The 23,978-nt window shown below is 37.4% G+C and carries 31 protein-coding genes; 15 read left to right on the forward strand and 16 right to left on the reverse strand.

What is annotated here, in order from left to right:
- Window positions 1-5: 5 nt before the first annotated feature.
- From DRF60_RS06415 to DRF60_RS06465, 12 genes are read left to right on the forward strand one after another with little or no spacing between them, the layout of a single operon-like run.
- The gene (locus tag DRF60_RS06415; protein WP_116011274.1) at window positions 6-422 is read left to right on the forward strand and encodes a hypothetical protein; all 417 of its coding nucleotides are present in this window, start codon (window positions 6-8) and stop codon (window positions 420-422) included.
- A gap of 25 nt (window positions 423-447) precedes the next feature.
- On the forward strand, window positions 448-867 hold the full coding sequence (locus DRF60_RS06420) for a hypothetical protein (RefSeq protein ID WP_116011275.1): 420 nt from the start codon (window positions 448-450) through the stop codon (window positions 865-867).
- 48 nt (window positions 868-915) lie between these two features.
- Window positions 916-1,164, forward strand: coding sequence for a hypothetical protein (locus DRF60_RS06425; protein ID WP_116011276.1), 249 nt, complete (start codon window positions 916-918; stop codon window positions 1,162-1,164).
- A gap of 17 nt (window positions 1,165-1,181) precedes the next feature.
- A complete protein-coding gene (locus DRF60_RS06430) occupies window positions 1,182-1,589 on the forward strand; it encodes a hypothetical protein (protein WP_116011277.1) in 408 nt (135 codons plus the stop codon).
- A 1-nt stretch (window position 1,590) separates the two neighbouring features.
- The gene (locus DRF60_RS06435; RefSeq protein WP_116011278.1) at window positions 1,591-1,791 is read left to right on the forward strand and encodes a 3-isopropylmalate dehydratase; all 201 of its coding nucleotides are present in this window, start codon (window positions 1,591-1,593) and stop codon (window positions 1,789-1,791) included.
- The gene (locus DRF60_RS20985; protein ID WP_123902644.1) at window positions 1,772-2,026 is read left to right on the forward strand and encodes a hypothetical protein; all 255 of its coding nucleotides are present in this window, start codon (window positions 1,772-1,774) and stop codon (window positions 2,024-2,026) included. The genes DRF60_RS06435 and DRF60_RS20985 overlap by 20 nt, the downstream gene beginning before the upstream one ends.
- A gap of 11 nt (window positions 2,027-2,037) precedes the next feature.
- The gene (locus DRF60_RS06440; RefSeq protein ID WP_116011279.1) at window positions 2,038-2,421 is read left to right on the forward strand and encodes a hypothetical protein; all 384 of its coding nucleotides are present in this window, start codon (window positions 2,038-2,040) and stop codon (window positions 2,419-2,421) included.
- A gap of 29 nt (window positions 2,422-2,450) precedes the next feature.
- Window positions 2,451-3,011, forward strand: coding sequence for a PRTRC system protein E (locus DRF60_RS06445; RefSeq protein ID WP_111959546.1), 561 nt, complete (start codon window positions 2,451-2,453; stop codon window positions 3,009-3,011).
- Between the two features lie 18 nt (window positions 3,012-3,029).
- The gene (locus tag DRF60_RS06450) at window positions 3,030-3,248 is read left to right on the forward strand and encodes a PRTRC system protein C (protein ID WP_111959544.1); all 219 of its coding nucleotides are present in this window, start codon (window positions 3,030-3,032) and stop codon (window positions 3,246-3,248) included.
- A 19-nt stretch (window positions 3,249-3,267) separates the two neighbouring features.
- The gene (locus DRF60_RS06455) at window positions 3,268-4,461 is read left to right on the forward strand and encodes a hypothetical protein (protein ID WP_116011280.1); all 1,194 of its coding nucleotides are present in this window, start codon (window positions 3,268-3,270) and stop codon (window positions 4,459-4,461) included.
- Window positions 4,448-5,179 carry a PRTRC system protein B gene (locus tag DRF60_RS06460; protein ID WP_116011281.1) on the forward strand — a complete coding sequence of 244 codons (732 nt, stop codon included), beginning with the start codon at window positions 4,448-4,450 and terminating at the stop codon, window positions 5,177-5,179. The genes DRF60_RS06455 and DRF60_RS06460 overlap by 14 nt, the downstream gene beginning before the upstream one ends.
- On the forward strand, window positions 5,176-5,985 hold the full coding sequence (locus DRF60_RS06465; protein ID WP_116011282.1) for a PRTRC system ThiF family protein: 810 nt from the start codon (window positions 5,176-5,178) through the stop codon (window positions 5,983-5,985). Before DRF60_RS06460 ends, DRF60_RS06465 begins: the two co-directional genes overlap by 4 nt.
- A gap of 201 nt (window positions 5,986-6,186) precedes the next feature.
- On the opposite strand, the gene DRF60_RS06470 is transcribed toward DRF60_RS06465, so the two are convergent.
- Both DRF60_RS06470 and DRF60_RS06475 read right to left on the reverse strand, forming a co-directional pair.
- The gene (locus tag DRF60_RS06470; protein WP_167443710.1) at window positions 6,187-6,633 is read right to left on the reverse strand and encodes a hypothetical protein; all 447 of its coding nucleotides are present in this window, start codon (window positions 6,631-6,633) and stop codon (window positions 6,187-6,189) included.
- Between the two features lie 40 nt (window positions 6,634-6,673).
- Complete coding sequence (locus DRF60_RS06475; protein WP_116011284.1) at window positions 6,674-7,435, reverse strand: XRE family transcriptional regulator; 762 nt, start codon at window positions 7,433-7,435, stop codon at window positions 6,674-6,676.
- Between the two features lie 76 nt (window positions 7,436-7,511).
- Between DRF60_RS06475 and dinB the strand changes: the two genes are divergently transcribed.
- The 3 genes from dinB (at window position 7,512) to DRF60_RS20990 (ending at window position 12,173) form a co-directional block, all read left to right on the forward strand.
- Window positions 7,512-8,660 (forward strand): DNA polymerase IV, encoded by a 1,149-nt coding sequence (dinB, locus tag DRF60_RS06480; RefSeq protein ID WP_116011285.1) that lies wholly within the window; start codon window positions 7,512-7,514, stop codon window positions 8,658-8,660.
- 11 nt (window positions 8,661-8,671) lie between these two features.
- Window positions 8,672-11,716 carry a DNA polymerase III subunit alpha gene (locus DRF60_RS06485; protein WP_116011286.1) on the forward strand — a complete coding sequence of 1,015 codons (3,045 nt, stop codon included), beginning with the start codon at window positions 8,672-8,674 and terminating at the stop codon, window positions 11,714-11,716.
- A gap of 274 nt (window positions 11,717-11,990) precedes the next feature.
- Window positions 11,991-12,173, forward strand: a complete 183-nt coding sequence (locus tag DRF60_RS20990) for a hypothetical protein (RefSeq protein WP_123902646.1) — start codon at window positions 11,991-11,993, stop codon at window positions 12,171-12,173.
- On the opposite strand, the gene DRF60_RS06490 is transcribed toward DRF60_RS20990, so the two are convergent.
- From DRF60_RS06490 to DRF60_RS06555, 14 genes are all read right to left on the reverse strand, one after another.
- The gene (locus DRF60_RS06490; protein ID WP_116011287.1) at window positions 12,127-12,930 is read right to left on the reverse strand and encodes a hypothetical protein; all 804 of its coding nucleotides are present in this window, start codon (window positions 12,928-12,930) and stop codon (window positions 12,127-12,129) included. The two genes, DRF60_RS20990 and DRF60_RS06490, sit on opposite strands and share 47 nt — an antisense overlap.
- A 20-nt stretch (window positions 12,931-12,950) precedes the next feature.
- Complete coding sequence (locus tag DRF60_RS06495) at window positions 12,951-13,853, reverse strand: hypothetical protein (RefSeq protein WP_123902647.1); 903 nt, start codon at window positions 13,851-13,853, stop codon at window positions 12,951-12,953.
- Between the two features lie 13 nt (window positions 13,854-13,866).
- Complete coding sequence (locus DRF60_RS06500; protein ID WP_111959514.1) at window positions 13,867-14,778, reverse strand: hypothetical protein; 912 nt, start codon at window positions 14,776-14,778, stop codon at window positions 13,867-13,869.
- Window positions 14,779-14,781: 3 nt separating this feature from the next.
- Window positions 14,782-16,188, reverse strand: a complete 1,407-nt coding sequence (locus DRF60_RS06505; protein ID WP_123902648.1) for a hypothetical protein — start codon at window positions 16,186-16,188, stop codon at window positions 14,782-14,784.
- Complete coding sequence (locus DRF60_RS06510; RefSeq protein ID WP_116011289.1) at window positions 16,181-17,011, reverse strand: hypothetical protein; 831 nt, start codon at window positions 17,009-17,011, stop codon at window positions 16,181-16,183. Before DRF60_RS06510 ends, DRF60_RS06505 begins: the two co-directional genes overlap by 8 nt.
- 10 nt (window positions 17,012-17,021) lie before the next feature.
- Window positions 17,022-19,064, reverse strand: a complete 2,043-nt coding sequence (locus DRF60_RS06515) for a type VI secretion system Vgr family protein (RefSeq protein ID WP_116011290.1) — start codon at window positions 19,062-19,064, stop codon at window positions 17,022-17,024.
- A gap of 344 nt (window positions 19,065-19,408) precedes the next feature.
- Entirely contained in the window at window positions 19,409-19,732 is a 324-nt protein-coding gene (locus DRF60_RS06520; protein WP_449384865.1) for a molybdenum ABC transporter permease, read from the reverse strand.
- A gap of 119 nt (window positions 19,733-19,851) precedes the next feature.
- Complete coding sequence (locus tag DRF60_RS06525; RefSeq protein WP_123902649.1) at window positions 19,852-20,151, reverse strand: hypothetical protein; 300 nt, start codon at window positions 20,149-20,151, stop codon at window positions 19,852-19,854.
- Window positions 20,148-20,342, reverse strand: a complete 195-nt coding sequence (locus tag DRF60_RS06530) for a hypothetical protein (RefSeq protein ID WP_116011292.1) — start codon at window positions 20,340-20,342, stop codon at window positions 20,148-20,150. Before DRF60_RS06530 ends, DRF60_RS06525 begins: the two co-directional genes overlap by 4 nt.
- Window positions 20,343-20,406: 64 nt before the next feature.
- Complete coding sequence (locus tag DRF60_RS06535) at window positions 20,407-20,859, reverse strand: TraQ conjugal transfer family protein (RefSeq protein WP_116011293.1); 453 nt, start codon at window positions 20,857-20,859, stop codon at window positions 20,407-20,409.
- Between the two features lie 11 nt (window positions 20,860-20,870).
- Window positions 20,871-21,404: a conjugal transfer protein TraO gene (locus DRF60_RS06540; protein WP_157967935.1), complete on the reverse strand. Its 534-nt coding sequence runs from the start codon at window positions 21,402-21,404 to the stop codon at window positions 20,871-20,873.
- A 46-nt stretch (window positions 21,405-21,450) separates the two neighbouring features.
- Complete coding sequence (traN, locus tag DRF60_RS06545; protein ID WP_116011295.1) at window positions 21,451-22,350, reverse strand: conjugative transposon protein TraN; 900 nt, start codon at window positions 22,348-22,350, stop codon at window positions 21,451-21,453.
- A 24-nt stretch (window positions 22,351-22,374) separates the two neighbouring features.
- Entirely contained in the window at window positions 22,375-23,703 is a 1,329-nt protein-coding gene (gene traM / locus DRF60_RS06550; protein WP_116011296.1) for a conjugative transposon protein TraM, read from the reverse strand.
- Window positions 23,693-23,902 (reverse strand): hypothetical protein, encoded by a 210-nt coding sequence (locus DRF60_RS06555; RefSeq protein ID WP_123902650.1) that lies wholly within the window; start codon window positions 23,900-23,902, stop codon window positions 23,693-23,695. The genes traM and DRF60_RS06555 overlap by 11 nt, the downstream gene beginning before the upstream one ends.
- Window positions 23,903-23,978 lie beyond the last annotated feature (76 nt).

Consider the following 23,978-nt stretch of genomic DNA (forward strand, 5'->3'; position numbering starts at 1 on the left):
CCACAATGAATATTGGCGTAATAACCTATAAAAAGTACGACGAAAATGTGCTAATGAATGCACATTTCAATGTAGATGAATTATTCAGGATCATCTTGCACGACAAAGATTTTGTACGCTTTGAAATCTTCGACAGGGAGAAGAAATTACTGGCTTCTACCTATTACCCGAATGTTGACGGAAAAGGGCTGTATATCCATCCGGTCAAGGTGTTCAGGGAAGAGGAACTTAAATGGATAGATTATTACGCATTTAGGTCGCCTTCCACAATCAGGCATTATAAAGTGACTTGGAAAGTAGACGGTGCGGTTTTCGGAACAAGGAAAAAAGCCACTGAATACGCAAATCTTGTCAATAAAAGGGTTGCATACAGAATTGAACCTTTCATTGACCGAAGCACTTACCGCAGGTCGCAGAACTGAATTTTACACATCAAAATTTATCAAAATGAAACCACTGGACGAAATGAACAATATAGAAAGGGCGTATGTACTAGCCCGATTATTTCCTAAAGATTTAAAAGACCTTATCAGCTTTGTTCAAAAGGAGATAACCCATTTTCGGGAAAAACAGGAGGATATTAGACAGGCTTGGCCACCCTATTCCATAATTACAGCGAATTATTGGTACAGCCTGATCTCAGAAATTGAAAAGGTATTGGAACGGTTCAATGTTCAGCTTCACAGAAACCCGAGAATATTTTCTGAACATCTTTTTTGGGGGCACAATTCCATTTTTATGACACACTGCCTTGTGCGCTTTGTCGAGTGCGAAAATCCCCACCATAGTCTGAAACTGGCAATAGAACTGCTGTTCGGAGAGAAAGAAGTAGTCTCCATTGAATTTACGGAACAAACGGAAGATTAAAGTTTAACCACAGGTGACTGTGAAAAGTCGCCTGTAAATACTAGCAAAATGACACAGGCAGAATTAAAAGATAATTTCAGGGCATTATTAGCCATCAACCCGCCTTTAAAGGAAATCGAAGAACTTTTCTATAAGGCTGTGAACAGTGGCGCACTGGATTTTGAAGACGAACAGCAGGACAGTTATAGGACTGCGAAGATTATTTATCATGCCATTCTTTGTACGATGGCGGCACAATGGTTTCCGCTCGCAAAAGAAAACTGGGAGGAAGCCGAAAGCCTTAAAAAATTTCTTTAACACCAAAATTTAATGAAATGAAAGCATTAACAGAAATGGACAATATTGACAGGGCATATTTATTTGCAAAACTGTTTCCTGACCAACTGCAGGATATAACGGAGTTCATAAAAACCGTGACTGATGAATATACAAAGAATGAAGATTTCGTCAGGTCAGTATGGACAGGCGATCCCGTAGATATTGATACGTGGTATGGCCTTGTTGCTAATTTTAGATACAGATATACTGCCAACGGTACAAGATTATACAAAAATTGTCGGGTATTTCGAGATCAATTATTCGATGGTCTGGATGCCTTATTTACAATTGACGCCCTTTTGAAATACACAACACAAGCACGTTGTGACGATGAATTAAGGCAGGCCATTCATCTTTTTTTTGGAGAACATAAACCTGTATTAGTAAACCTAAAATTTTTTTGAAATGAAAATCATCGATTTAAATGGTCAGGAAATAACAGTAACTGACCTTGATAAAGCTATTGAGCAGGCGGAACTCTTTAAAGATATGCATCATGTTCCGCCTGTCCCTTACGATAAGGTGAGACAGGTATACTGGAATGACATCTATAAAAAACTTTTGGAACTAAAATCAAAATTGGATCATGAGCAACCTAGCAGATAAAACAGAATATCGGGCATTATCCATCATCGCCCGAATGGTTAAGGATTTTGAACGTTTGCACTATCTGAATATGACGGCATCGGACGATTGGGATGCCACAGGAGCAAGGAATCTTTTGGAAGGTATCATACAGAGCAACGGCTACAAGATAAATTATGACCGTGAAGGTAAAGGCAATAGACCGCTTCTCAAAGATGACAGCATCCCAAAGGCAAAACATAATTATACACGCTAATTTTTTACATCATGGAAAAAGATAATAGGTTTATGGACTATCTCTTCAATGAGTTTCTGGAAATAGAACGGCGCATCGGAAAAAGTCAGTCACATCGGTTTTTGTCCATTATTTCTAACTATATCCAGTGGGGGTTCAAGTATGATGATCCCGAAAAAGCACAGCAATATGCACGCAGAAACTATTCAAGTATTCTGTATGCAGTATATAATTGGAAAACACATTTACTTGATCTCAAAGAAGAACACGGGCGGGATGCAAAAAAAAATGTGAAAAAGTATATAAAAAGACTAAGATACCTGAAATATTCAGAGGATGAAATTGCGAATCTTCTCATTGAAAAATATAGACTGAATAACCCTTCCGAAATTATCTCACCATACGATCAATTATAAATAAATCAATAATCTTAAACTACAATATTATGGAAGCGAATTTTTTTAAACAGATAGCAAAAATGGACTTGCAAAGCAAATTAACGCTAACGGTTGCCAAAGCTACAGAAGATAAAATAGTTGTGTCTATTTTGGTACAGAATGACGGCTGTGGAGATAAAGCAAAAAACATTATCCCACCCCTTAACCTGAAAGGAACGGCAGAAGAACTGGATGCTGAATTTTTCTCACATATCAAAAAACCAGTCGAATCCGCTTCGGGGCTTATGTCCAATATGGAAACTTTTATGAAGCAGATGGAGGAAGCCAAAAAACAGTCTGCAATGGAAAAGGAAAAAGCTGATAAAACGAAAAAAGAGAAGGAAGCCAAGAACAAGAAGTACATCGATGCTATGGCAAAAGCCGAAGCACTGGAAAATGAAGGAAAATTTAAGGAAGCATGGACAGCACTGCCTAAAGCTTCCGAATATCCCGAACATGCTGAAACAATCGGTCAGAAACAGGATTTATATCAATCCCATTTTGCACCTGACCTTTTTGCAAGACCGCAGAGCGAAACTGATGAGCCTATAGACCAAATGAATGTTTAACAATAAAATTGAAAGATCATGTTATTAGCACTTGAACTAGCGAGAGTATTTGTACTCATGGACAAAGGATTGAAAATAATTCTTGACGACCCCGAACCACGTTGGAGCGTGGATGCAGTGATGAATTTTTATGCAAATACCTATCCCAGTTTGACAACTTCAAAAGTTTCTGCACCCGTAATTAAGGATGATTCTGTGGTATATACTTTTGAAAGTGTTATGGGTACGAAAGGATAAAACCGAAAATTTTAAAACAATGAACAATGCGAAAACAGATCATATCGGGAACAATACAAATACCCGAAAAAGAAAGAGAAACCAAAATGCACCGCAGGCTTGCGGAGTTCGCCAGTTGGATGCAAAAACCGAAGGATGCGCAGGAAATTTTCAGAGACAAAAGGAAATGCGTTCCAATAGCCATGTTGCCAATGGTTTACTAAACTGCACATTTCTGCCAAAATTCAGGCAGACAGAAATGAATCAGGTAAATGAAACATCTGTTAAACTTGAAAGTGACTTTTTTCAGTCACTTTCAAGACTGGCAGAACACTACAAAATTGAACCATTTGTACAGTCCGAACAATTCAGATTTCCCTACAATATCAATCTTGCCCTTTCTGACATAAAGGGGAAATTAAAAAAGAATGTGCTGAACTGGGATAGTGTTAGATTCAAAAAAGAAAATGACAAGTTTTATCTGGTTTCCGAAGAACGCTATGATACAGGTGCTACGCTCTTTTATATTCCTGTTATTCCACTTTTCAGAATGCTCGGTGACAAAAAGAGAAAAAAGGCAGCCCACCTTTTGTTATCTGTGTTTTCCTATCTCTACCACATTGCTGATATACCTTATTACAGACAGGAAGGTAGCTATTTATATTATGAGTACGAGATGCTGAAAGACTGGATACTGGATGATCCCTACGAAGAAGATGAAGAGGATGAAGACCACCGATTAAGTGAAATCGATTATGCGGAATGGGTCGGGGATAAAATTGAACAGAAAATTTACAACCGTGAAAACCTCGTTTTTTTCGATCAGCGAATTGTTCGGTTTAAACCAAAAGATGATTTTGATACGGGCTGTTTGATGTTGGCCCGCAAAACACTGGCAATTTATCGGGAATATCCCGATGCCAGTATTTTTCGCAACGCCAGTAGTATGTTCGATGAGGATGAAGAATATTTGGAAGATCAGATCATTCCGATGGAAAAATATATTTCATTTTACGCGGACAATAAAGGTTGGCTCGCAGGAACCATATTTGAATCCGTCAATAACCAGTTTCAGGAGTATAGCGAAACGCAGGAACCTGCCCTAATCAAATGTTTTGACGGACAGGAAATTGAAAGCAAAGACCTTTCATTTGAGAAAAGGCTTTTTGACCTATTGCATGACATTACTGATTTAATTTATGACTATAAACAATTGAGCAATGAACAACAATAACATAGATATTACACCCGATTTTGATAAACTCTATTATCCGAAATGTGCATTGGTGCTTTACCAGTCACAGGGGCTTGACCCTGACGTTTATGTTGAACATTTTGATATGGACGTTGACGGGAACCCAATAAACGCCCATCCGCTAACTGTGATGGAAGCCGATCATTTGGCTAAAGCCCTAATGGTTGAACATGAAAAAGAAAGTGCATTTTTAAAACCAAAAACTGTCCTGCCAGGCAATGTTTTAAGTCTTGATCCGAATACGGAAAAAGGAACAGTAATATGGCACACAAAAGCTACGCAAAAAGAACTGTTTTTTGTCGAAAGTCTGGGCATTCCAAACGGTAAAGCACATGTGCCACCTATGCTGTGGAAGGCTAGTAAATCCAGTCTTACGGTATTTGCACTTAAAAGCAACAGAAGGCCAACACTAAAAACACAGCTTTTCCATTGTCCTTATTTCAATATCTACGCAGATGGGAAAGTTTGCTTAGGGACAATAAAAATCGATATTAAAAATTCTACTTCGGTAGAGGAATTTATAAAAGCATGGGAACACTATTTTTTCCACAGTTATTTTAGCCATGCGCTTGTTACAGGTGGACAGAGCGAGGAAAATCTCGTGACACTCTGGAAAAGATTGATAGAACAGGAAACTGTTTTTCCTACGGAGGTACTACTACCCCATAAATTAACCCTCAAAAATATATTGTTATGAATGCCCAAAAAACAAATGTACATTATACAGACAATTACTTGTTAGCCCCAACTAATCCGATCAGCGTGAACCTCATAGGAGCAGGGGGGACAGGTTCAAAAGTGCTTACTGGACTGATGGAAATAAATGAAAGTTTATTGGCACTCGGACATACAGGACTGCAGGTCAGGTTATGGGATGACGATATTGTTACCTCCGCAAATTTGGGCAGACAGCGTTTTTTTGAATGTGAAGTCGGATTGCCAAAGTCCGTTGCGCTAATTAACCGTATCAACCGCTGTACAGGTGCGAATTGGAAAGCGGAAAACCTTAAATTTGAAAAGGACAAGTTTGGAAATATCCCAAAACAGTCAGTCGCAACAATTACGATTACCTGTGTTGATACAGTACAGGCGAGATTTGGAGTTGCCGATATACTTACAGAAATTAATGGACAGCGAAACCGTGTTCGGGATTCTCCGAAATATTGGATGGACTATGGAAATAGTAAACAGACTGGACAGGTAATTCTTTCCACTGTGGGCAATATCACTCAGCCGGAATCCGAAAAATACAATCCTGTAGCCAATATGCCGTTTGTTACCGAAGAATATGGTGACCTTCTTTTACAGTCTGAAAAGGACGATAATACGCCAAGTTGTTCACTTGCGGAAGCATTGGAACAGCAGGATTTATTTATCAATGCTTCACTGGCGCAAATGGGATGTAAATTATTGTGGAGCATGTTCCGTTACGGAATGACCAAATACAGAGGATGTTTCCACAATCTTGAAGATTTCAGAACAAGCCCGATATTGATCGATTGATCCAATCGGGCAAAAAGACATTTCCATAGCTGGAAACGTCTTTTTGCGTAAAGCGAGATGTCCGCTTCTGAATGCCCACCACATATGTACCTTGCTGGGCAGTATGTAACATGACTTCTTTTCTTTTTGGATAGACGACCAAAGAAAAGAAGCAAAAGAAGGTCGTATTATTAAAAAAATGAGTTTTAATATTTCTAAATTTTAGTTTTCATTTCCATTGTAATACTCATCCTCCCATTTCAAAATACTTTTCAAGTATTCCCAAGCTTTATCAAGCACAGAATTTTCATCAAATTCAAGTCTTTCGCAATTATTTTTTACGAAAACACCCGTATATCGAAACTCATTATACATGAAATCTTTGTGCTTATTTATAAAATTATAGGGTTCACGGTTGTTCATTAAAACAAATTCGATTAATGATTCACTTAATAAATGATAAACCCATGTACGTTCATCCGGTACAGTTAAAGCAAACGAACGTTCATCTTCCGTCAGGAAACTTCCAGTGCTATCATAATCCTTTAAAGGCTTCTCACACAATAGAAATTCAGGTTGGTCAATTTCAAAACTTTCCATATTAATCATTTCTGGCAATTCTATAATTAAAACACTGCAATTTAATATTTCTTTTCTGTACTCTGTCAAGATCATTTTAGACTTGATAGATGTAGTTCGGTAAAATGAATTATGATGTTAGCTTGGAAAGATCTGATTTGATTTCATTGAACATCCTGATAATAGTTTCATTATCCAGCTCACTACTGTTCCTATCAAATTCATCAGTTGCTATACTGCATCTGAATTCCCATATTTCTAGCAGATTCTCTTTCGCGATTTCATATGATTGATAGAATTTATTATCTGCTGAAACTTGTATTTTGGATGATGACTGATCTTCAAGTCTTTTGTAGGTGATTCCTTCACGCGTTATAAAAATATAGGTTTTCCCTACTTTAAGATCACTAAGAGATTCAATATATTGGCCAATAATAAAATTTCCATCTTTGTACGGTGGCATAGAATCGCCTTCTACCGGAAATGCTCTATATTTTCCATGATTGAGAAATGGAAGGGATATCGTCTGCAGGTTCTCAATATAGTCCGGATCGGAATATCCTACTAAATAACCCATTGAAGCTTTGAAAGGAACGACTTCAATTTTATTTTCGCCTTTGCTATCCGTTTTGATCGGTAATAAAATCCTATTATCAGATAGTTTTAAAAGCTCTTCCAATTTATATTTCCGTAGATCTATTGAAATCAACAAATCCACACTTACCTTATAATAACGAGATATTTTAAGCAGAATGTCTATCGGGGGATCACTGGCGCCATCTTCATATTTGCTATACCTCCCCCTGGTAATAAGGAGCGCGTCCGCAACAGATTGTTGGGAAGCATTGAGTTCGTTCCTCAGAAAGCGCAGATTTTCAGCGAGTAATAACATTGCTATAATTTATAGCAACAAATTTAGTGTATTTTGCTAAAAATCATAGCAATTTTGTAAAAGAATTTTAATTGTTATGGAGCGTGCTATCGTACATATGGATTTGGATACATTTTTTGTATCCTGTGAGAGACTGGTCAACTCAGAGTTGAACGGTGTTCCTCTCATTATTGGAGGTGGAGATAGAGGGGTCGTTTCGTCCTGTTCCTATGAAGCAAGGAAATTTGGTGTAAGGTCGGCAATGCCTATGAAAATGGCGCTTCGTCTCTGTCCGCAGGCTAAGGTTGTCAAGGGTGATATGGAATTATATAGTAAAATGTCCCACACAGTTACCGAGGTGATCGAGGAAAGCGCACCGTTGATGGAGAAAGCATCAATAGATGAATTTTATCTTGATTTGACGGGTATGGACAAATTTTTCGGGGCTTACAAGTGGACAAATGAACTTGGGACAAAGATCGAAAAGGAAACAGGTTTACCTATCAGTTATGCACTATCGACCAACAAAACCGTGAGCAAGATCGGGACTGGCGAATCAAAACCTCACGGACACCGGGAAATACCATTTTTAGGTGTTCAGTCTTTCCTAAATCCACTATCAATCAAAAAAATGCCGATGGTTGGGAATGCGACTTTTCAATTGTTTTCAAGAGTAGGTATTAGAACCATAGGTACTCTTTCGGAAATGCCGGTGGAGGTCTTGCAGCAGATGATCGGTAAAAATGGTGCTGATTTATGGAAGAAAGCTAATGGTATTGATGAAGCGCCAGTTGTTCCGTATTCGGAAAGGAAATCAATATCTAAAGAACGCACCTTTAGCAGTGATACGATGGATGTAAAGGAAGTGAAAGGTCTCATTGCAGGTATGGCGGAACAATTGGCCCATCAGCTCAGACAGGAAAAATGGCTAACCTCCACAGTTGTCATAAAGATCCGCTACTCAAACTTCGATACAGAAACAAAACAATGTAGGGTTTCATATACATCTTCTGATCATACGCTAGCAAGGGTTGCACTGGAACTTTTCGATAAAATCTACACAAGACGTATGCGTCTTCGTCTGGTAGGATTGCGTTTTACCGATCTCGTTCATGGCAGTTATCAAATGAATTTGTTTGAAGATAATGCAGAGCTTATCAGTCTCTACCAAGCGATGGATAATATCAAGAACCGGTTTGGAAGCTCTGCCGTTGGCCGAGCTGTAGGATTTGATTTTTTACGTTAGAGTGTGAAACTATGTTTTTAAACTGCCATTCATACCATAGCCTTCGATATGGGACATTATCAATAGATGACCTTATTTCCCAAGCTTCCTCATTGGGAGTAAAAGAGCTTGTTTTGACGGATATAAATACGGTTACCGGTATTTATGAATTCAAGAAAAAATGCGAACAACAGGGAATTAAACCAATGGTAGGAGTAGAGGTACGAAAAAACAACACCCTACTCTACATATCCATCGCAAAGGAATTTATCGGATTAGAAGAAGTGAACAGAATGTTGACATCGGCTAACTGTGATAGTCTCGAATTACCGTTGCAACCCAAATTGCCAAATAATTTCATCATTTATCCTTTAACCAATATCCCAGAAATCCTGAAAGAAAATGAATTTATAGGCATTCGTGAAGAAGAACTAAATCTCTTGATCCGGCCACAGTATAAAAAACTTATTATCAAAATGGTTATACTCCACCCGATCACCTTCAGTACTAAAAAAGAGTATAATCTCCATCGGATTCTCAGAGCAATTGATAACAATGAATTGCTTTCTAAATTACCGGAAAGTGAAGTGTGTTCCAAGAAAGAATATTTTCGGCCTCCGCAAGAAATTTTGGATGCCTACAGGAATTATCCACAAATCATCCACAATACCAATTCATTACTTTCGCAGTGTAGTTTTGACTTTGCTTTTGAAACTCCACGGAACAGAAAATTTTACACAGGCTCAAAGAAGGATGATTTGCAGCTTTTAACAAGGTTGGCTTTCGCAGGGTTGGAAAGGCGATATAGCAGAAACCATGAAGCTGCAACAAAACGAGTCGAAAAAGAATTGAAAGTTATCGATGAGCTAAACTTTAGCGGTTATTTTCTAATTACCTGGGATATTGTACGATACAGCAACAGTATGGGATTTATGCACGTCGGTCGTGGAAGCGGTGCAAATAGTATTGTTGCATTTTGTCTTGGTATTACAGATATATGTCCTTTGGAACTTGATCTTTATTTCGAACGCTTTTTAAATGAAAATCGCAAGAGTCCGCCTGATTTTGACATCGACTGGTCTTGGCAGGACAGAGATATTATCTTAGATTATATTTTCAATCGATATGGTAAGGAGTATGTAGCATTCTGTGGTACGAATGTGGAATTTAAGTACCGCTCTATTATTCGCGAGGTTGGAAAAGCCTTTGGTTTACCCAAAGAGGAGCTGGACGAATTAAGCAAATATCCCGAAAGAGTATTTCGCGATGATATCGTAAAACAGGTACAGAAGTATGGAAAATTATTAGAGAAATTTCCCAACCAACGCTCCATGCACTCTTGTGGCATTATTATTTCAGAAGAGCCGTTAACAAATTTCACGGCACTCGAAATGCCGCCGAAAGGCTTTCCAATTGTTCAGTGGGATATGCATGTTGCTGAGGAAATCGGATTTGAAAAATTTGATATTCTATCACAACGCGGTTTGGGTACGATTAATGATACTGTCCGGCTTCTGGAAGAAAAAAGGGGGATCACCGTTAATATCAAAGACACCGCCATTTCTAAAGATGAAGAGATCTGTAATGATTTCCTGAGCAAAGGGAAAACTATCGGCTGCTTTTACATCGAGTCTCCGGCGATGCGGGGGTTACTTCGTCGACTGAAATGTGATAACTATAAGGTTTTGGTAGCAGCATCTTCGATTATCCGACCAGGAGTAGCCCAATCTGGAATGATGCGGGAATATATTTTTCGTCACAACAATCCGGATAAGTTCGAATATTTCCATCCAGTTTTTGAACAGCAGCTTGGAGAAACCTACGGAATCATGGTTTATCAAGAAGACGTCATAAAAATTGCCCTGCATTATGGCGGGGTTTCGGCTGCTGACGGTGACATTCTTCGAAGAGCAATGAGTGGAAAAGGTAGGTCACTTTCGGCACTTCAGAAAGTTAAAGATGATTTCTTTGCATCTTGCAGAAAGCAAGGACACCCAGAAGCCCTGAGTACAGAAATTTACAGGCAGATCGAATCTTTTGCAGGATATTCATTCTGTAAGGCGCATTCGGCGTCTTACGCTGTGGAAAGTTACCAGAGTCTGTATCTTAAAGTCTACTATCCGTTAGAGTTTATGGTATCCGTGATCAATAACATGGGAGGTTTTTATCGCACAGAAGTGTACGTTCATGAAGCACGGATGTCTGGTGGTAAGATTTTGAATCCATGTGTTAACATGAGTGAACAGCAAACAACGATCTACGGTGATGAGATTTATTTGGGGTTCATGCATCTGGAAAAGGTAGAATCAAAACTTGGAATGCTTATTCCTGAGGAGAGAAAAAAAAATGGAGCATACCGATCATTGGAAGATTTTATTAGAAGGATTCCAATCGGTATTGAAACTTTGCAGATTTTGATCTTTATCGGGGCATTTCGGTTTACTGGTGTACCGAAGAATGAATTGCTTTTAAAGGCAAGGGTTCTTCTTGGGGATTTTAAACCCGAACGTAGATTTGAAACATTGTTTGAAGAACCTGTTAAGGAATTTAAATTTCCAGAATTGAAAAGGAACATCTTTGAAGATGCATTTGATGAGATTGAGATTCTATCTTTTCCGGTGTCTTGCACACCCTTTGATCTGTTGCAGACAAAGTACAGAGGAACTGTGATGGCAAGTGAATTGGTTAACCACCACAAAAAAGAGGTTAAAATGCTTGCGTATCTGATTTCAAGAAAACATGTACCCACAAAAAGGGGAACTATGTATTTTGGAACCTGGATCGATGTTGAGGGGAATTACTTTGACACCGCCCATTTTCCTGATTGCCTTGAAAAGTTTCCTTTTCAAGGAGGAGGCTGTTATCTACTTTTGGGAATAGTGGAGGTTGATTTCCATTTCCCTACGATTACCATCACCAAAATGGCAAAGATGCCATTTATGGCTGATCCAAGATATGCTCACGATGAAGAGAAACGGTTTGAGACACAGGAGCGAATGAAAGAAGATGTCAGTATGACTTTTCGAGCACCTTATCCTCAGGAGCATGAGATTGGGCTTCCGAGAAAAAAAGCTTAGTTACCCATTATCTATATCTCCCATTATAATTAAATTCATCAAGCATTAAAATTTAAGTGATATAATCTAAATTAAAACTTATCGGAAAAATATTCTTTGAAATTACCCAAAAGTGTAGTTTTTAGAAGTGATTATAGGTTAAATTGATATTTTAATTAACTTAGAAGTGAATTGTAGACAATATTAATCTAAACTAATAATCACTATGAAAGTATTTAAGTACCTTTTACTTTTTGTTGCCTCTTTGGGCATTCTTTCATGTCAACAGGAGGACATGTCGATTAACAAAAATGATAAATACGGCGTTACTGTAAATGATGCCAGAAAACTGGCAGATCTCGCATCCCAGATATCCATATCTGGATCGAAACAGGCGAGCGGAAATAACAGAGAATTAAAAGAACGACAAATCAAGGAAGTTCTTGCTTATCCCAATGCGAATACACCCGCATTGTAAGCCAAGCTTCGCCATATTCTTTTTTTACCATGTAGTATTCAAATAATTCCTTCTTTTCAATATCCGGTTTAAGCCATTCAGGAATATTTTCTAGGGGCTGGTATTTGGGTTTCTTCTTGAAAAATGAAAATCCTCTATTTTTGATATTGTATCCAATCCATTCTTTTTGAAAGATTTCAAAGAAAGAAGCTTGTAATATATTTCTTTCAATAATGACTACTTCATTGCTAGGATGACTACCGTTATAGTGATTTTTATTGTAGATGCAGTTTAATGGCTGATTCTCAATGAAAATCGGAAGATAACAATCAGTGTTATTAGTTTCCCTTTCACTAACTTCATAAAATTTAGATAAAGCTTCCTCTGAAATCTGCAATTTTTTAGCAAGACTTAGAAATTCATCAGTCATCACATAATTGAATTGATCAATAAATTGTTCAAATAACATTCCTTCAATAAACTGTTCAGAGCTTCTGGCAGACTCACCTATTAGAAAACCGTTTCCAAAATCAATATATCCAAATGGATATTCTCGCTCACAAAACCAATGCTTAATAATTCCCTCTGCTACTGGAGTGGAATTATAATCAATTATGATCGGAATAAATAAAGGAGGAAAGGGAAAGTCTGCTTTATCATTTTTAGATGTAGTTCCATAATATTCCCGACCGCTATATTCACTAAAGGGTCTTATTGTTCCCATAGAAATCTCAGTTATTCTGGGATCTGAACAAATTTCATTTAAAATTTCTTTCATTCTTTAATTTCGCCTTACACTTATATGAATATAAAACTATCCATATCTCCATACTTTTCACACCAAAAGTCCGTCCATAAATGATAGGCTTTCTCATTGGTGAATTCTTTCAGGCGGTATAGTCTTTCGCCAACTTCATTGGGAGTAAAGCCAATACCATTAATTGTGAACCAGGCTTTGTCGTACTCTCCGGTAACAATATACTTTTCAAATAGCTCTTTTTTATTTGTATTGACTAAAAGCCATTCGGGAATATCGTCGATTGATTTATATTTTGGATCTTTTTTAAAAAAGGAAAAACCTGACTTATCCTTATTATACCCGATCCATTCTTTGTGAAAGATTTCAAAATAACAAGACTTTGGAACATTGCTTAAAATTATCCGATTATCGTTAGAGGGAAATTCACCATCATAAATTTCATTTTCTTTTAGACATGAAAGTGGTCTATTTGCATTGATTACCGATATACTACATTCTGGATTTTCTTGATGGCTCTGATTTGCTTGTTGAAATTCTAAAAAATCCTGATTACTCAACCCCATGAGTGCCGCACATTTTTCTAGTCTTTCGGTAACAATACAATCCTCGCTGTTTACGAATTCGTTAAACAACAATCGCGAAAACAGTTGTTTCTCGTTTCTGGCAATTTCACTTGTTTGAAACCCATATCCATCTGTCATGTCTCCAAAACTAATTTTTCTGTCTGAAAACCAGTGTTTAACAATTCCCACATGATAATGGTCTGCGTCATAACTATACATAAAAGGTATGAGAAACGGTGGATGAGCAAATGAGCCTGTATTTGTTTCTTCAATATAAAACTTAAACATGCTATACTCATCAATAATCGGAATTTCACCTTTATACAATGATTTAAGTTCCTTTCCTAAATTTAATTCATTTAATATATTTTCCAACATAGAATAACAACACTTAAACAAAAATAAAACTATCCATATCTCCATATCTATCACACCAGAAGTCAGCCCATAAATGGTAAGCCTTCTCATCTGAAAATTCCTTTAAGCGTTGAAGTCTTTCTCCAACTTCAATTGGATTAAAACCGGGACCATTTATGATAAGCCAAGCTTTATTAAATTCACCTGAACTGATATATTTCTCAAACGATTCTTTTTTGTCAGTTTCTGGCTTTAACCATTCCGGAATATTATCTAACGCTTTGTACTTTGATTCTTTCTTAAGAAATGAAAATATACTTTTCTCTGCATTATAGCCAATCCACTCTTTATGCGATATTTCAAAGAATGTGGCCTCAAAAAGGGCCTTTTGATTTAATATACTCTCTGCTGTTGGAAACGCTCCTTTATATTCACTGACATTATTGACAAACATCCATAATGGTTTATGTTCTTTATAAGAATTGAGCAACTGAGCCCGCTGTGTCGAATTTAATCTTGAAATTCTTTTTATCTCTTCAAAACTATAATTAGTTCTTAGTTGATTCAACACAGTATACTTTTTACTATCGCTAATATCATTATCTTCAATTGAATCTATGAAATATTCAAAAACTAGATTATCAATAAATTGATCTGCCGTTCTAGCAATTTCTGCATTCAAAAATTGTTCAGAGAACTCCATGTAGGTAAATGAGTATTCTCTTCCTGTAAACCATTGTTTAGTAATTCCATAAGAAATTGGTGTAGCGTCATAATTAATAATTATCGGAAGAAAAAGCGGTGGATAAGCATGGTTTTTCTTTAAATTAACTTCATTCAAGCCGTAATACTCCCAACCACTATACTCCCTGAAAACACTAATATTACCAAGACACAGTTTCTGTACCCTGTCATCAATTCCCAATAAATCAAGTAGCTCTTTCATTTTTTAATCATTATCGTTGTCGTCAATTGGACGTGGTTTATATTCATATAGTGGTTTCTCATGTTTTGGGCTTACAGGTGTATTGTACGGATGTGGCCCTGTACTTGTAGTCCTGTGAATATCTCTATGTTGATCTGTTGTCGCCGTTTTCGGTTCAGTAGGATATAAATTCTTTGGATCTGTTGCATGATCGGAATATTTTTCAATAGGCCAGTTATTATGATGAATAGGGCCTTCTGGAAATTCCACATTATCTCGCCTAGCTATTTTTTTAAACTCATCTCTAACAGCATCAAAAGCTTTTCGTTCATAAGATGGGCTTTTGTTATCATTTGGGTCAATTTTCCCTCGGCGTCCATTTTCATAATTTCTCAAATGTTCACCTGCTCTAGTGTCCGAGTTTCGTAAATTTTCCTTTGCTTGTTCCCATAAAGCACGCCAAACAGGATTATCATACAGTGATTGCAATCCAAATCTGGCCTCTAAAGTAACACGCTCAAAAAGCTTACCATTTTTCAATGCATTAACTGTCTGCGCTCCCTGTTTGTAAATTCCAACCGCCATATTTGGATTTGTCTTCGCACTTTCAACCATCGCTCTTTGCCCAACAAGTGATAGTCCTGCATAATAAAAATCCTGCCAATTCAACGGTTGTGGATTTGCGCCAGTTGCTTTTTGGTATATCTGAATGAAAGGTTGCTCAAACATAGTTAAACCTGAAATAACTTCGTCACCTGTTTCGCTTAGATTTTTACCATTTCTTAATATCCCCTCGAAGCCTACTTGATCTACAACAGCAATTCCCCTTGCGGAAACATTCAAAAAAGCAAAATTGAGCAAGGCTGTAGACATCGTTGGTGTCGCTGTTCCTGCGAAAGCGCCAAACCCTGCCGATCCAAGTTTACCCAGCATAGCACCTTCTAAAACTGCCCAGCCTGTGTTTCTTGCGGTGTAGATCATAGCCTGCCAGGTACTTGTAATTCCTTCTGCATAAGTAATCGTGCCACCTATAATGCAAGTCATTTGGCATTTTGAAGTTAAAGAATAGGCATCTCTACGACCATATGCATTTAACGTGGAGTAACCTACCCACTTCCTGAAAGGAGCAGCCAGACCTCCACAAAGTGCAGCACTCGCTGCCACAGCGACGGCAGCTAATACAACCAATGCTGCACCTCCCGTAACAATGCCAGCTGCCGCTATTGCCGCAGCTATGACCACTGTCCAACGACAACAGAAATCTCCCATCTGTTGTGTTGCAGTATCATCTTTAACTAAATAATAGAATTTATCTTTTGTCCCGTGGTTTGTTTGTGTCGGGTACATCTTTGCCGGCGCAAGACCAGAAGAACAGGTAAAATACATATCACTGGTTAATGCTACGTAGCCGGTTTGTCCTGATTCACTCATACTGTTTAATTTTATAATGAACTTCACCTCCAAATTTATCATTGATCGCCTCTGAAAAATTCACCTCCCCATCAATAATAAATCCACTCAATAGGTCTATATTGTATTGTGCGTTATACAGATAGACCGGTTTTAAAGCATCAAAATCCAAAATCGGGAACCCGCCATATAAATCTTTTAGATGATTCTCTGCTACGATATTTGGATACCCATCAATCTTGATATTGTAGATATTTTCCTTATCCTGACTTTTATTCCCATCATACTTCACCTCAAAAGGGATTGAACCTGACCTAAATAGATTAGGAATAGTTTTTTTAATTCTACCAAAAAAATCTCTGCCATAAATATTATTTAAAAATATGTCAAAAAATTCCATAGCCTTGACCATAGCATCGACACCGCCAATTTTTTCAAAAGCTTCATCTTGGATTTTAAACAACTCAACCAATGAGGTATTGGCCTTATTGTATTCAATTGTCTCGGCTTTTACGTCTTCCCATCGTTCCTTTATCTGTTCCAAATTTTTAACCTGCAGAAGTTTACCCTGCTTATCTACGGTAAAAGTGATTTCATTGAGAGCCTTTTGTAATTGAGTGACAACTTTGTGAATTTCTATGTATCCCATGTTGTCCGCTTTGACCATACGGTGATCAAGCGTAATAAGTTCAAAAGTATAATAGTGGGAGCCTATTTCTTTAAGTGTAAGCATCCACCTTAATTCCACTTCTGTTTCACTCACCATCCCATTTAGAAGCATATTGCTAATTATGTTGACGAGGTATTTCTTATTACTTAAGGTCTTAAAATTTATATATTCCATTCAGATAACCTTAATTAATAAATACGTTTCCACCACTCCAGGAACCTTCGCCAGTAATTTCTATTTTTGCTCCGTTCACCTTGATTCCTGCGGTAGAGATTTCAAGACTGTTGTCACCAACTTTCAGGGTTAGCTTTTCCAGCGAGCTTAAATCAATGACACCATCTTTTCCCATTGTAAGCACACTTTGACCATTTCCAACATCTGTTTTGTGAGTATCTCCAACAGTTACCGTATTTTTTTCACCCACAGAAACTGATTTATTCTTGGTAGCATTGGTGTTCGCATTCCCAGCACCATCAAATTTCATGTTCGCCCCACCTTGATCTGTCAGGAAAACAGATCCTTCACCATCATTCAATTCTAGCTTATTTCCACTTCTGCTACTAAGACTTTTGATATTATTTCCTTCTCCTCCTCCGGCGCCAATCCCTCCATGATACATTCCTCCCATAACAAAAGGACGATCAGGATGCAGGTGGACATAATTGACAATTACCTGGTCTCCAACTTCTGGTATGGACATAAATCCCCGGTTTTTTCCAACTTTATCGCTGCTTCCTGCATCTGGTGACATAACGCGGATGAACTCCGTGGTATCCTGACCTTTTTGCCAGTCCAACTGTACCTGTACTCTTCCCTGATTTAATGGATCGGTATTGGATGTTACTTTTGCAAACTGTGGCTCCGCTAATGGATTGATATATTCTGGTCTTGGAAGAAAGCCCGTATCGGAGGCAATTGCTTTAAATGATCCTTCATAATAGCCTCTGGCATCCACCTCATGAAGAGCTTCAATAACCATTAATTTCGTAAAGAAAGTCGTCTCATTGGAATCCGGTTTACGCATTTCTATATCAGTTATGCATCCTGGATAAAGAAATGGCAAACTTGTTTTTCCAGACGTGACGAGTACCTCAGCGGCTTTGCTCCCTGCTGTACCTTTTTGAGAAGCATCAATATCCATAAAAGATATCGCTTTGATAGGAGCAACACGTAAAGAAGGTGTTTGAAAAGTGCGTTCTGAAATCTCATAAGCACGTTTTGCAATGTCTGAAGTATGTGTGATTTTTGAATTGCTTCCGATAAACTTTTCATCTTTACTACTATTGTAGCCATAAAAAGTTGGTTTAACATGCTGTGCCTTCATTTTGATCTTTACATCACTCAAATTGCTTCCATAAACCAATTTTATTGGTTTCTCCTGGGGTGGCAATTTACCAAAATGAAGAATCTCGCCATCATAAAAGAACTGCTCACCATAAGCTTCAGCAATTCTTGAAAGGTAATTAAAATGTGTTTCCTCATATTGACAACTGTAAGAAATATTACCATGCAGAGCATCAACACGAAAATCAAATTTTCCTTGATCCAAGCCTTCTTTAATCACTTCATTTGCTACGCTGTTCAAACTTATCGGTTGCGAACCTCCGAAACTTTGTATATGTGGAGCTGCGTCTAATAGGATCGTTGGACTATAACCCTTAAGAACGATGTTTCCTAAACTTCCTCTTTCCTGACAAAAGCCAATCTGTGTAATAACACCTACAAAATTTCTCTCCGGGCTTTGATCCACGTCTTTATATTTAAAAACAACGGTGATTCTTTTCCCTAGAAAGCTCTGTGCGTTTTCAAGATTATGGTTTTCAGGATCTCCCAATGCATCGTGCGCAAGAACCATTTCAAACTTATGATGGTTAGATGCCTTCTGCTTTAATCTAAAATGTTTAAAATGCTTAATTTGTTTACCTTCAACGTGAATGTCAAGTTTTACAACTCGGTTAATACCGGCAATTGCATTTTCCGGTATTGCCTGGGCATTGTAAATTTTTGAAGTTGGTTGATTGCTCCAGATCTTTTCGTTGGAAATTTCCGCCACATTAGGAGTTATCGGCTTATTGAACATCTGTTTTCCTGAACTTATAGCATCTTTGACTTTTAAGGCATCGTTCTTCAGGTTTTCAACGTTTATATTTTTTTTGAATTCGTTCTCATAATTCATCTTATCCGAATACTTTCCGGTATGGGAAAGATCCTTGTCTTCTTGAAACATGATAATAATTTTTTCGGTTGTGTTTAAATAATATATAATCCTTCTGGTGGGATTCTTTGAGGGCAACTGTAAAGAAATAGGTGGCCCTGTTTCGTTTACATTGATTTCACTTGCTTATAATTATAGCAAAAACTATCGGAAATACCTCAACAAGAGGTGATTTGAAGATTAAATAAATGATTCATCAGCGGCTTTAAAAGGTTAATAATTAGTGACTTGGAAAGCCAATATATAACTATAAAAATTCATGACAAAATTTTACACCACCTTTTTGAGAAATTGTCGTAATTCTACGACCAGAGATATAAGGATATGATTATATGAAACTTTGGCTTTAAAAAAGCTTATTTCTGATAGGCTTCAATACTCTTCTGACGTCTTTCCTGATCTTTTTTGAAAGTTTTTGCTGTCCATAAAAAACCAATACCCAAAATGATCAGAGCATACGCTATCCATTTGCCAAATCTTTCTGCTAAGGTTATAAAGACGGATCGCTCATAACTGGAAAAGCCCTCTGCACCTGCAGGACCACGACGGTAGAATTTACGCCTGTTTATCCAATAACGTAACGCCAGTCCAAGAATTAATGAGCTAATGCCCATAACTAATAACGGTGTCATATTCAGTGATTTGGTTTCTATAAAAATACAAAAAAATATTTTCTTCATAAGATATAACTTAAACAAAATGGGGTTGTTTCATTGTGAAACAACCCCATTTTCATTTCCCTAGCCGGATAATCCTGCAATCCTGATTTAATCTATAACCTGAATCCTCCTTTTTTCCGTTACGGTTTCCGGTTCTTTTTCTGATCTGAAAGACTTTTGTCTTGTTTATCTTTTTGCTGAGTGACTGGGTTTTCTTTTTCAAAACGTCCGACATGCTCAGCAGTTTTTTCTTTTGCGTTATTTTTTTCATTACTGTTCTCCTTATTTTCAGTTTTTGTTAGTTCGTTCTCCACTTTGTCAGCATAATAAAAAGCTGGCATCTCCACATCGATTATATCTCCTTTTCTTACAAGTATGGTAGGATCTTTAATGCCTTCCAGCATCGCTTTATAAATCCATTCTACCGATAATTGAATCACAAAATCACGATCCGTGGTGTTTTCAAAGCAATATTCTGTCGCATCACAATTAGTCCGGAAGTGGGAAGTGATTTCAGGTCTTCAAGGGTGCATACTGCTATCCAACCATAGGCTAAATATTTGTCACCTTTATCAAGTGTTTTTTTTAGATAGTCCACTGTGAGCAAATAATCGATTTCTGAAATCGTCATCGTTAAGGTTTAATGGGAAAAAAAATAAATGAGACAGCTTTGATCATAAAGCTGCCCCATTTCACTACTTAATACTGTTAAATTGAAAGCTCAATTGTCTTTCATTTCCAAAATTATCAAGTATCCAAATGTCAAATGATTGCTGGAGGTTGGATTGTGATGTGTAATAGAAGGTGATCTCCGAACTTTTGGCATCGGAAAGAAAGTATATTTTATTGGGTAAAAAGGCTTTTTTACCTGTCTTACCAATTTCATAGTTCAAATTTCCATTTCCGTCATATTGAAAATACCGGAAGAAATATTGAACGCCAGAAAAACTTCCTGTATTTTTAATTTTCATAGAGATTGCCTCTGTATGACCAACTGCAATTGCCTTATTAACAGGAAGTACGATAACTTCAAATGGGAAGTTCTGCTGAATATCAAGTTCATCATTTTTACAGGAGAATAATAAACAAATACTCAAAAGTAAAATGAACCAGCGAGTCTGGAATTTTGTTACTAATAATGTTTTCATACGGATATATTTTAAAGATTAAAACGAAGCCCAATACCGGCTGAAGGACGGAACTGATTAAAATTCGTTCCCCAAATGTATTTCGCCCTGGCCTGTATGGACAGAATAATGAAATTGGTAAGGTATGTCTCTATGGTCAGCCTGCCTCCAGCACCGTAAACAAAACTGCTCTCATTGTTGATTTGAGAACCATCCGCTAGCAATAGTATGTTGTGATTGACCAGCTGATAACCACCACTGGCTTCGATTCCTGAATTTAAACTCACAATTTTATTTGGTAAGCCTAAAAGATGGAAACTATATCCTCCTGTCAATAAATAAGTTTCTATGGGAATGGGATTTTCAGCGTAAAATGTTGTCCTGCGCTGATATTCTGCTGAAATGAAATGATAGTTTCCTCTTTTGTGATTTTGTGTCAGCTCCAAATTCAAAAAATAATTGTCCTTTGGTTGGTCTTTGGAAAACATACCAGCACTGACCTGTAAACCTTTTTGATAAGGTAGTAATCGTTGCGCCAAAATCGACGTAAACGGTAATATACTCATTAATAATATGCTTAATATCTTTTTCATATCGTTTTAAATAAGATTGTTATTTAATTTTCAGTGGTAGATCCTTTAATAGTACAGCGCGGATCAAATCCTCATTTTCAACTTCAAGTCTTTGATGCCTTCCACCATTCTTTTCATAAAGCTCAATGACAAGGATTTTATTATGATCAAGTGTGAACTGATCCAGCAGATAAACTTCACGGCATGTTTTATTGTCCGGTACTTCGGCAATATCGCTGTATGTCCGGACAATATTTAATGGTTTCTCCTGAAATACAGTACGTTTTGCTACTTTTTTATCGACTACCTTAAAATTTATAAAGTCTATCTGGAAGGAAACATTGGTTTTATTTTGGATCTGTGTATTAAAGTAATATTTCCCTTGGTATATGTAAATCCCTTTCAGAGTAAAGAGAATTCCAAAACTTCTGGAAGCGATGTGCCTGATATTGTTCCGATTTTTTTTATAGATAGCTTCCATGAGCTGATCGGGAATAGAAGGAGAAAAACCCAGATCCTCCAGATGTATATTGGCTCTGGAATTTGATACGGATTTATCATTTGGATCAAGATTATAGGTCAGAATCTCAGGATAAGAGCTGTAAAAAACACTGAAGCTATAAAATTTTCCGTCATCCGTAATCACAGAGAAATTGGATTCATCTTCAAAATCTTTCACTGCTGCTTTGATCCGTAATACATTCTCCGCATCATCAGCTTTTCCCGCGGTAAGAAATTCACTTCCCAGATCAACATAACGGATCGCAGATGGAAAGATAAGGTGCGTTGTTTTATTATAAGTTACAGTAATACGATACGGCTCAATCTGCTCTGAATCAACCTTATGATTTAGTGAGTCTGTATTTGTTTGTGCACGGGAATAAATAAAACCAAGCATTGCACAAATCGTTATTAATATTTTTTTAATGATCGATTTCATTTCTATTTGATTTAAGGATTAGTATTATTTTTTTGAAACTAAAAAGACTTGATGACCGGCCTTTAACATTACTTTGGGTGTTCTTGTTTTCTTTGAAAAATACCCCGAAACTCCCTGAACCAGACCACGGGAGAGATCGCCCGCTATTTGCTGGCCTGCTGACCTGCTCATCATGATAGAAGTTCCGGAAGATTGGCTCATATTGGATACTATTTCATTTACAGCATTCATTTCAGCAGAATATGGAACACTCAATCCCGGTTGGCCGTCTAAATCATAAATGTTGATATCAACCGGGAAAATATTTCCCTCAAATTCTATTGATGAGACCTTTAACAGTAGACGGCCATTGTTGAATTTTGCTCCTGCTGTAACGATAGATCCGGAAGGAATAGTAAAATCTGGTGTTTTCGCAGATTCAAGTAATCGTAATTTCACCGTTCCATCAGTGGTTATGGTAGTAGTCTCATGAATGCATGCCCCGATACTATTCTTCGGTTTGGAAACCTGTTCTGTAACACCCACAGTGTAGAATCCACGGTTTCTTTCTCCGTTAATATTTTCCAAAAACTCACTATCGGTAGGTTCACGATAAAGGGCAGAAACCACATTGGTGCGCATAGGGGAAAAAGCGACAAAAGATGCTTTCTGAACTCCAGTATTTCTAATGGTTGTACTATCTGTCTTTTTTTGCTCACCACCATTACTTGGAAGATACTTAGACGCCATCTGGTAGGATTTTTCCATGAGCTGCAATTGGTCATTAACTGTTAAAGGAGCAGGGTTCGCATCCCTTTCATCAAGTTGCTTTTTTAATCCTGCAATCTCTTTGCGAAGTTCCGTCGATTCGTAGTTTTCGTTACTGTTATAAAATGAACCTAAAGTCGCCTGCGCATTCCGATAGGAGTTTAAAGCAGTATTTTCAGTTTGATAGCTTTTTCCTAAAGGATTATTCGTTGCATTCCCATTTAAGCCGGAGTTCGGATCGGTGGCCTGCATAGTACTGTCGCTATTCCAATAATCCGAAAGTGATGTTAGCATGGTCTTTTTCTGCTGATTTTTCTCATCCATCATTGCCTGTTCATAGGCTTTTTGTTTATCGGACTGCATTCCAATTTCTGTTGCCTGCGGGACAGCACCATTGAGGCCTGAATCTTTATTTTCGTTCTTATCGGCCGAAGGCTTAAAAATTAGATAGAGACAGGCAAGGAAAACGATTACCATCAAAAGATAAATCAATGGCTTTTTTAACTTTTCCAACTTAGACTTTTCATTCCCGCTAATTAAATCTTCAGATTTCTGCTCAGATTCTTCGACTAGAACACTGATCCTTTTATTCTCGTTATTTTCCATTATTCTCATTTTTTAGATTGATTGAAGTACTGTCCGTGCTCATTTTACCGGACTTTTCAGTTTTCCCCACAGGATTCTCAATATGCCGAATCGCGACTTCCTGATCTACTTCTCCCGTTTCTACACACACGCTCGCAACAACAATAAGCGTTAAAATGGTATAGCACAGGAAAAAATAAATAGTATATTTTCGTTGCATTTTTATGGGTAAGTCGCGCCAACGGTCATCTAGATCGTTAATGTGATTTTCGATTTTTGTTCTAATATTCATAATG

The organism is Chryseobacterium elymi, assembly GCF_003385495.1.
GTDB lineage: Bacteria > Bacteroidota > Bacteroidia > Flavobacteriales > Weeksellaceae > Chryseobacterium > Chryseobacterium elymi.

Coding starts and splice junctions, on each gene's coding strand:
- DRF60_RS06450 (WP_111959544.1), top strand. CDS start 3,030: ATGTTATTAGCACTTGAACTAGCGAGAGTATTTGTACTCATGGACAAA.
- DRF60_RS06455 (WP_116011280.1), top strand. CDS start 3,268: ATGAACAATGCGAAAACAGATCATATCGGGAACAATACAAATACCCGA.
- DRF60_RS20990 (WP_123902646.1), top strand. CDS start 11,991: ATGTCGATTAACAAAAATGATAAATACGGCGTTACTGTAAATGATGCC.
- DRF60_RS06485 (WP_116011286.1), top strand. CDS start 8,672: ATGTTTTTAAACTGCCATTCATACCATAGCCTTCGATATGGGACATTA.
- DRF60_RS06430 (WP_116011277.1), top strand. CDS start 1,182: ATGAAAGCATTAACAGAAATGGACAATATTGACAGGGCATATTTATTT.
- DRF60_RS06460 (WP_116011281.1), top strand. CDS start 4,448: ATGAACAACAATAACATAGATATTACACCCGATTTTGATAAACTCTAT.
- DRF60_RS06495 (WP_123902647.1), bottom strand. CDS start 13,853: ATGTTGGAAAATATATTAAATGAATTAAATTTAGGAAAGGAACTTAAA.
- DRF60_RS06425 (WP_116011276.1), top strand. CDS start 916: ATGACACAGGCAGAATTAAAAGATAATTTCAGGGCATTATTAGCCATC.
- DRF60_RS06445 (WP_111959546.1), top strand. CDS start 2,451: ATGGAAGCGAATTTTTTTAAACAGATAGCAAAAATGGACTTGCAAAGC.
- DRF60_RS06555 (WP_123902650.1), bottom strand. CDS start 23,902: ATGCAACGAAAATATACTATTTATTTTTTCCTGTGCTATACCATTTTA.
- DRF60_RS06535 (WP_116011293.1), bottom strand. CDS start 20,859: ATGAAAACATTATTAGTAACAAAATTCCAGACTCGCTGGTTCATTTTA.
- traN (WP_116011295.1), bottom strand. CDS start 22,350: ATGAAATCGATCATTAAAAAAATATTAATAACGATTTGTGCAATGCTT.
- DRF60_RS06530 (WP_116011292.1), bottom strand. CDS start 20,342: ATGACGATTTCAGAAATCGATTATTTGCTCACAGTGGACTATCTAAAA.
- DRF60_RS06465 (WP_116011282.1), top strand. CDS start 5,176: ATGAATGCCCAAAAAACAAATGTACATTATACAGACAATTACTTGTTA.
- DRF60_RS06435 (WP_116011278.1), top strand. CDS start 1,591: ATGAAAATCATCGATTTAAATGGTCAGGAAATAACAGTAACTGACCTT.
- DRF60_RS20985 (WP_123902644.1), top strand. CDS start 1,772: ATGAGCAACCTAGCAGATAAAACAGAATATCGGGCATTATCCATCATC.
- DRF60_RS06500 (WP_111959514.1), bottom strand. CDS start 14,778: ATGAAAGAGCTACTTGATTTATTGGGAATTGATGACAGGGTACAGAAA.
- traM (WP_116011296.1), bottom strand. CDS start 23,703: ATGGAAAATAACGAGAATAAAAGGATCAGTGTTCTAGTCGAAGAATCT.
- DRF60_RS06420 (WP_116011275.1), top strand. CDS start 448: ATGAAACCACTGGACGAAATGAACAATATAGAAAGGGCGTATGTACTA.
- DRF60_RS06490 (WP_116011287.1), bottom strand. CDS start 12,930: ATGAAAGAAATTTTAAATGAAATTTGTTCAGATCCCAGAATAACTGAG.
- DRF60_RS06510 (WP_116011289.1), bottom strand. CDS start 17,011: ATGGAATATATAAATTTTAAGACCTTAAGTAATAAGAAATACCTCGTC.
- DRF60_RS06505 (WP_123902648.1), bottom strand. CDS start 16,188: ATGAGTGAATCAGGACAAACCGGCTACGTAGCATTAACCAGTGATATG.
- DRF60_RS06440 (WP_116011279.1), top strand. CDS start 2,038: ATGGAAAAAGATAATAGGTTTATGGACTATCTCTTCAATGAGTTTCTG.
- dinB (WP_116011285.1), top strand. CDS start 7,512: ATGGAGCGTGCTATCGTACATATGGATTTGGATACATTTTTTGTATCC.
- DRF60_RS06515 (WP_116011290.1), bottom strand. CDS start 19,064: ATGTTTCAAGAAGACAAGGATCTTTCCCATACCGGAAAGTATTCGGAT.
- DRF60_RS06475 (WP_116011284.1), bottom strand. CDS start 7,435: ATGTTATTACTCGCTGAAAATCTGCGCTTTCTGAGGAACGAACTCAAT.
- DRF60_RS06520 (WP_449384865.1), bottom strand. CDS start 19,732: ATGAAGAAAATATTTTTTTGTATTTTTATAGAAACCAAATCACTGAAT.
- DRF60_RS06415 (WP_116011274.1), top strand. CDS start 6: ATGAATATTGGCGTAATAACCTATAAAAAGTACGACGAAAATGTGCTA.
- DRF60_RS06540 (WP_157967935.1), bottom strand. CDS start 21,404: ATGAGTATATTACCGTTTACGTCGATTTTGGCGCAACGATTACTACCT.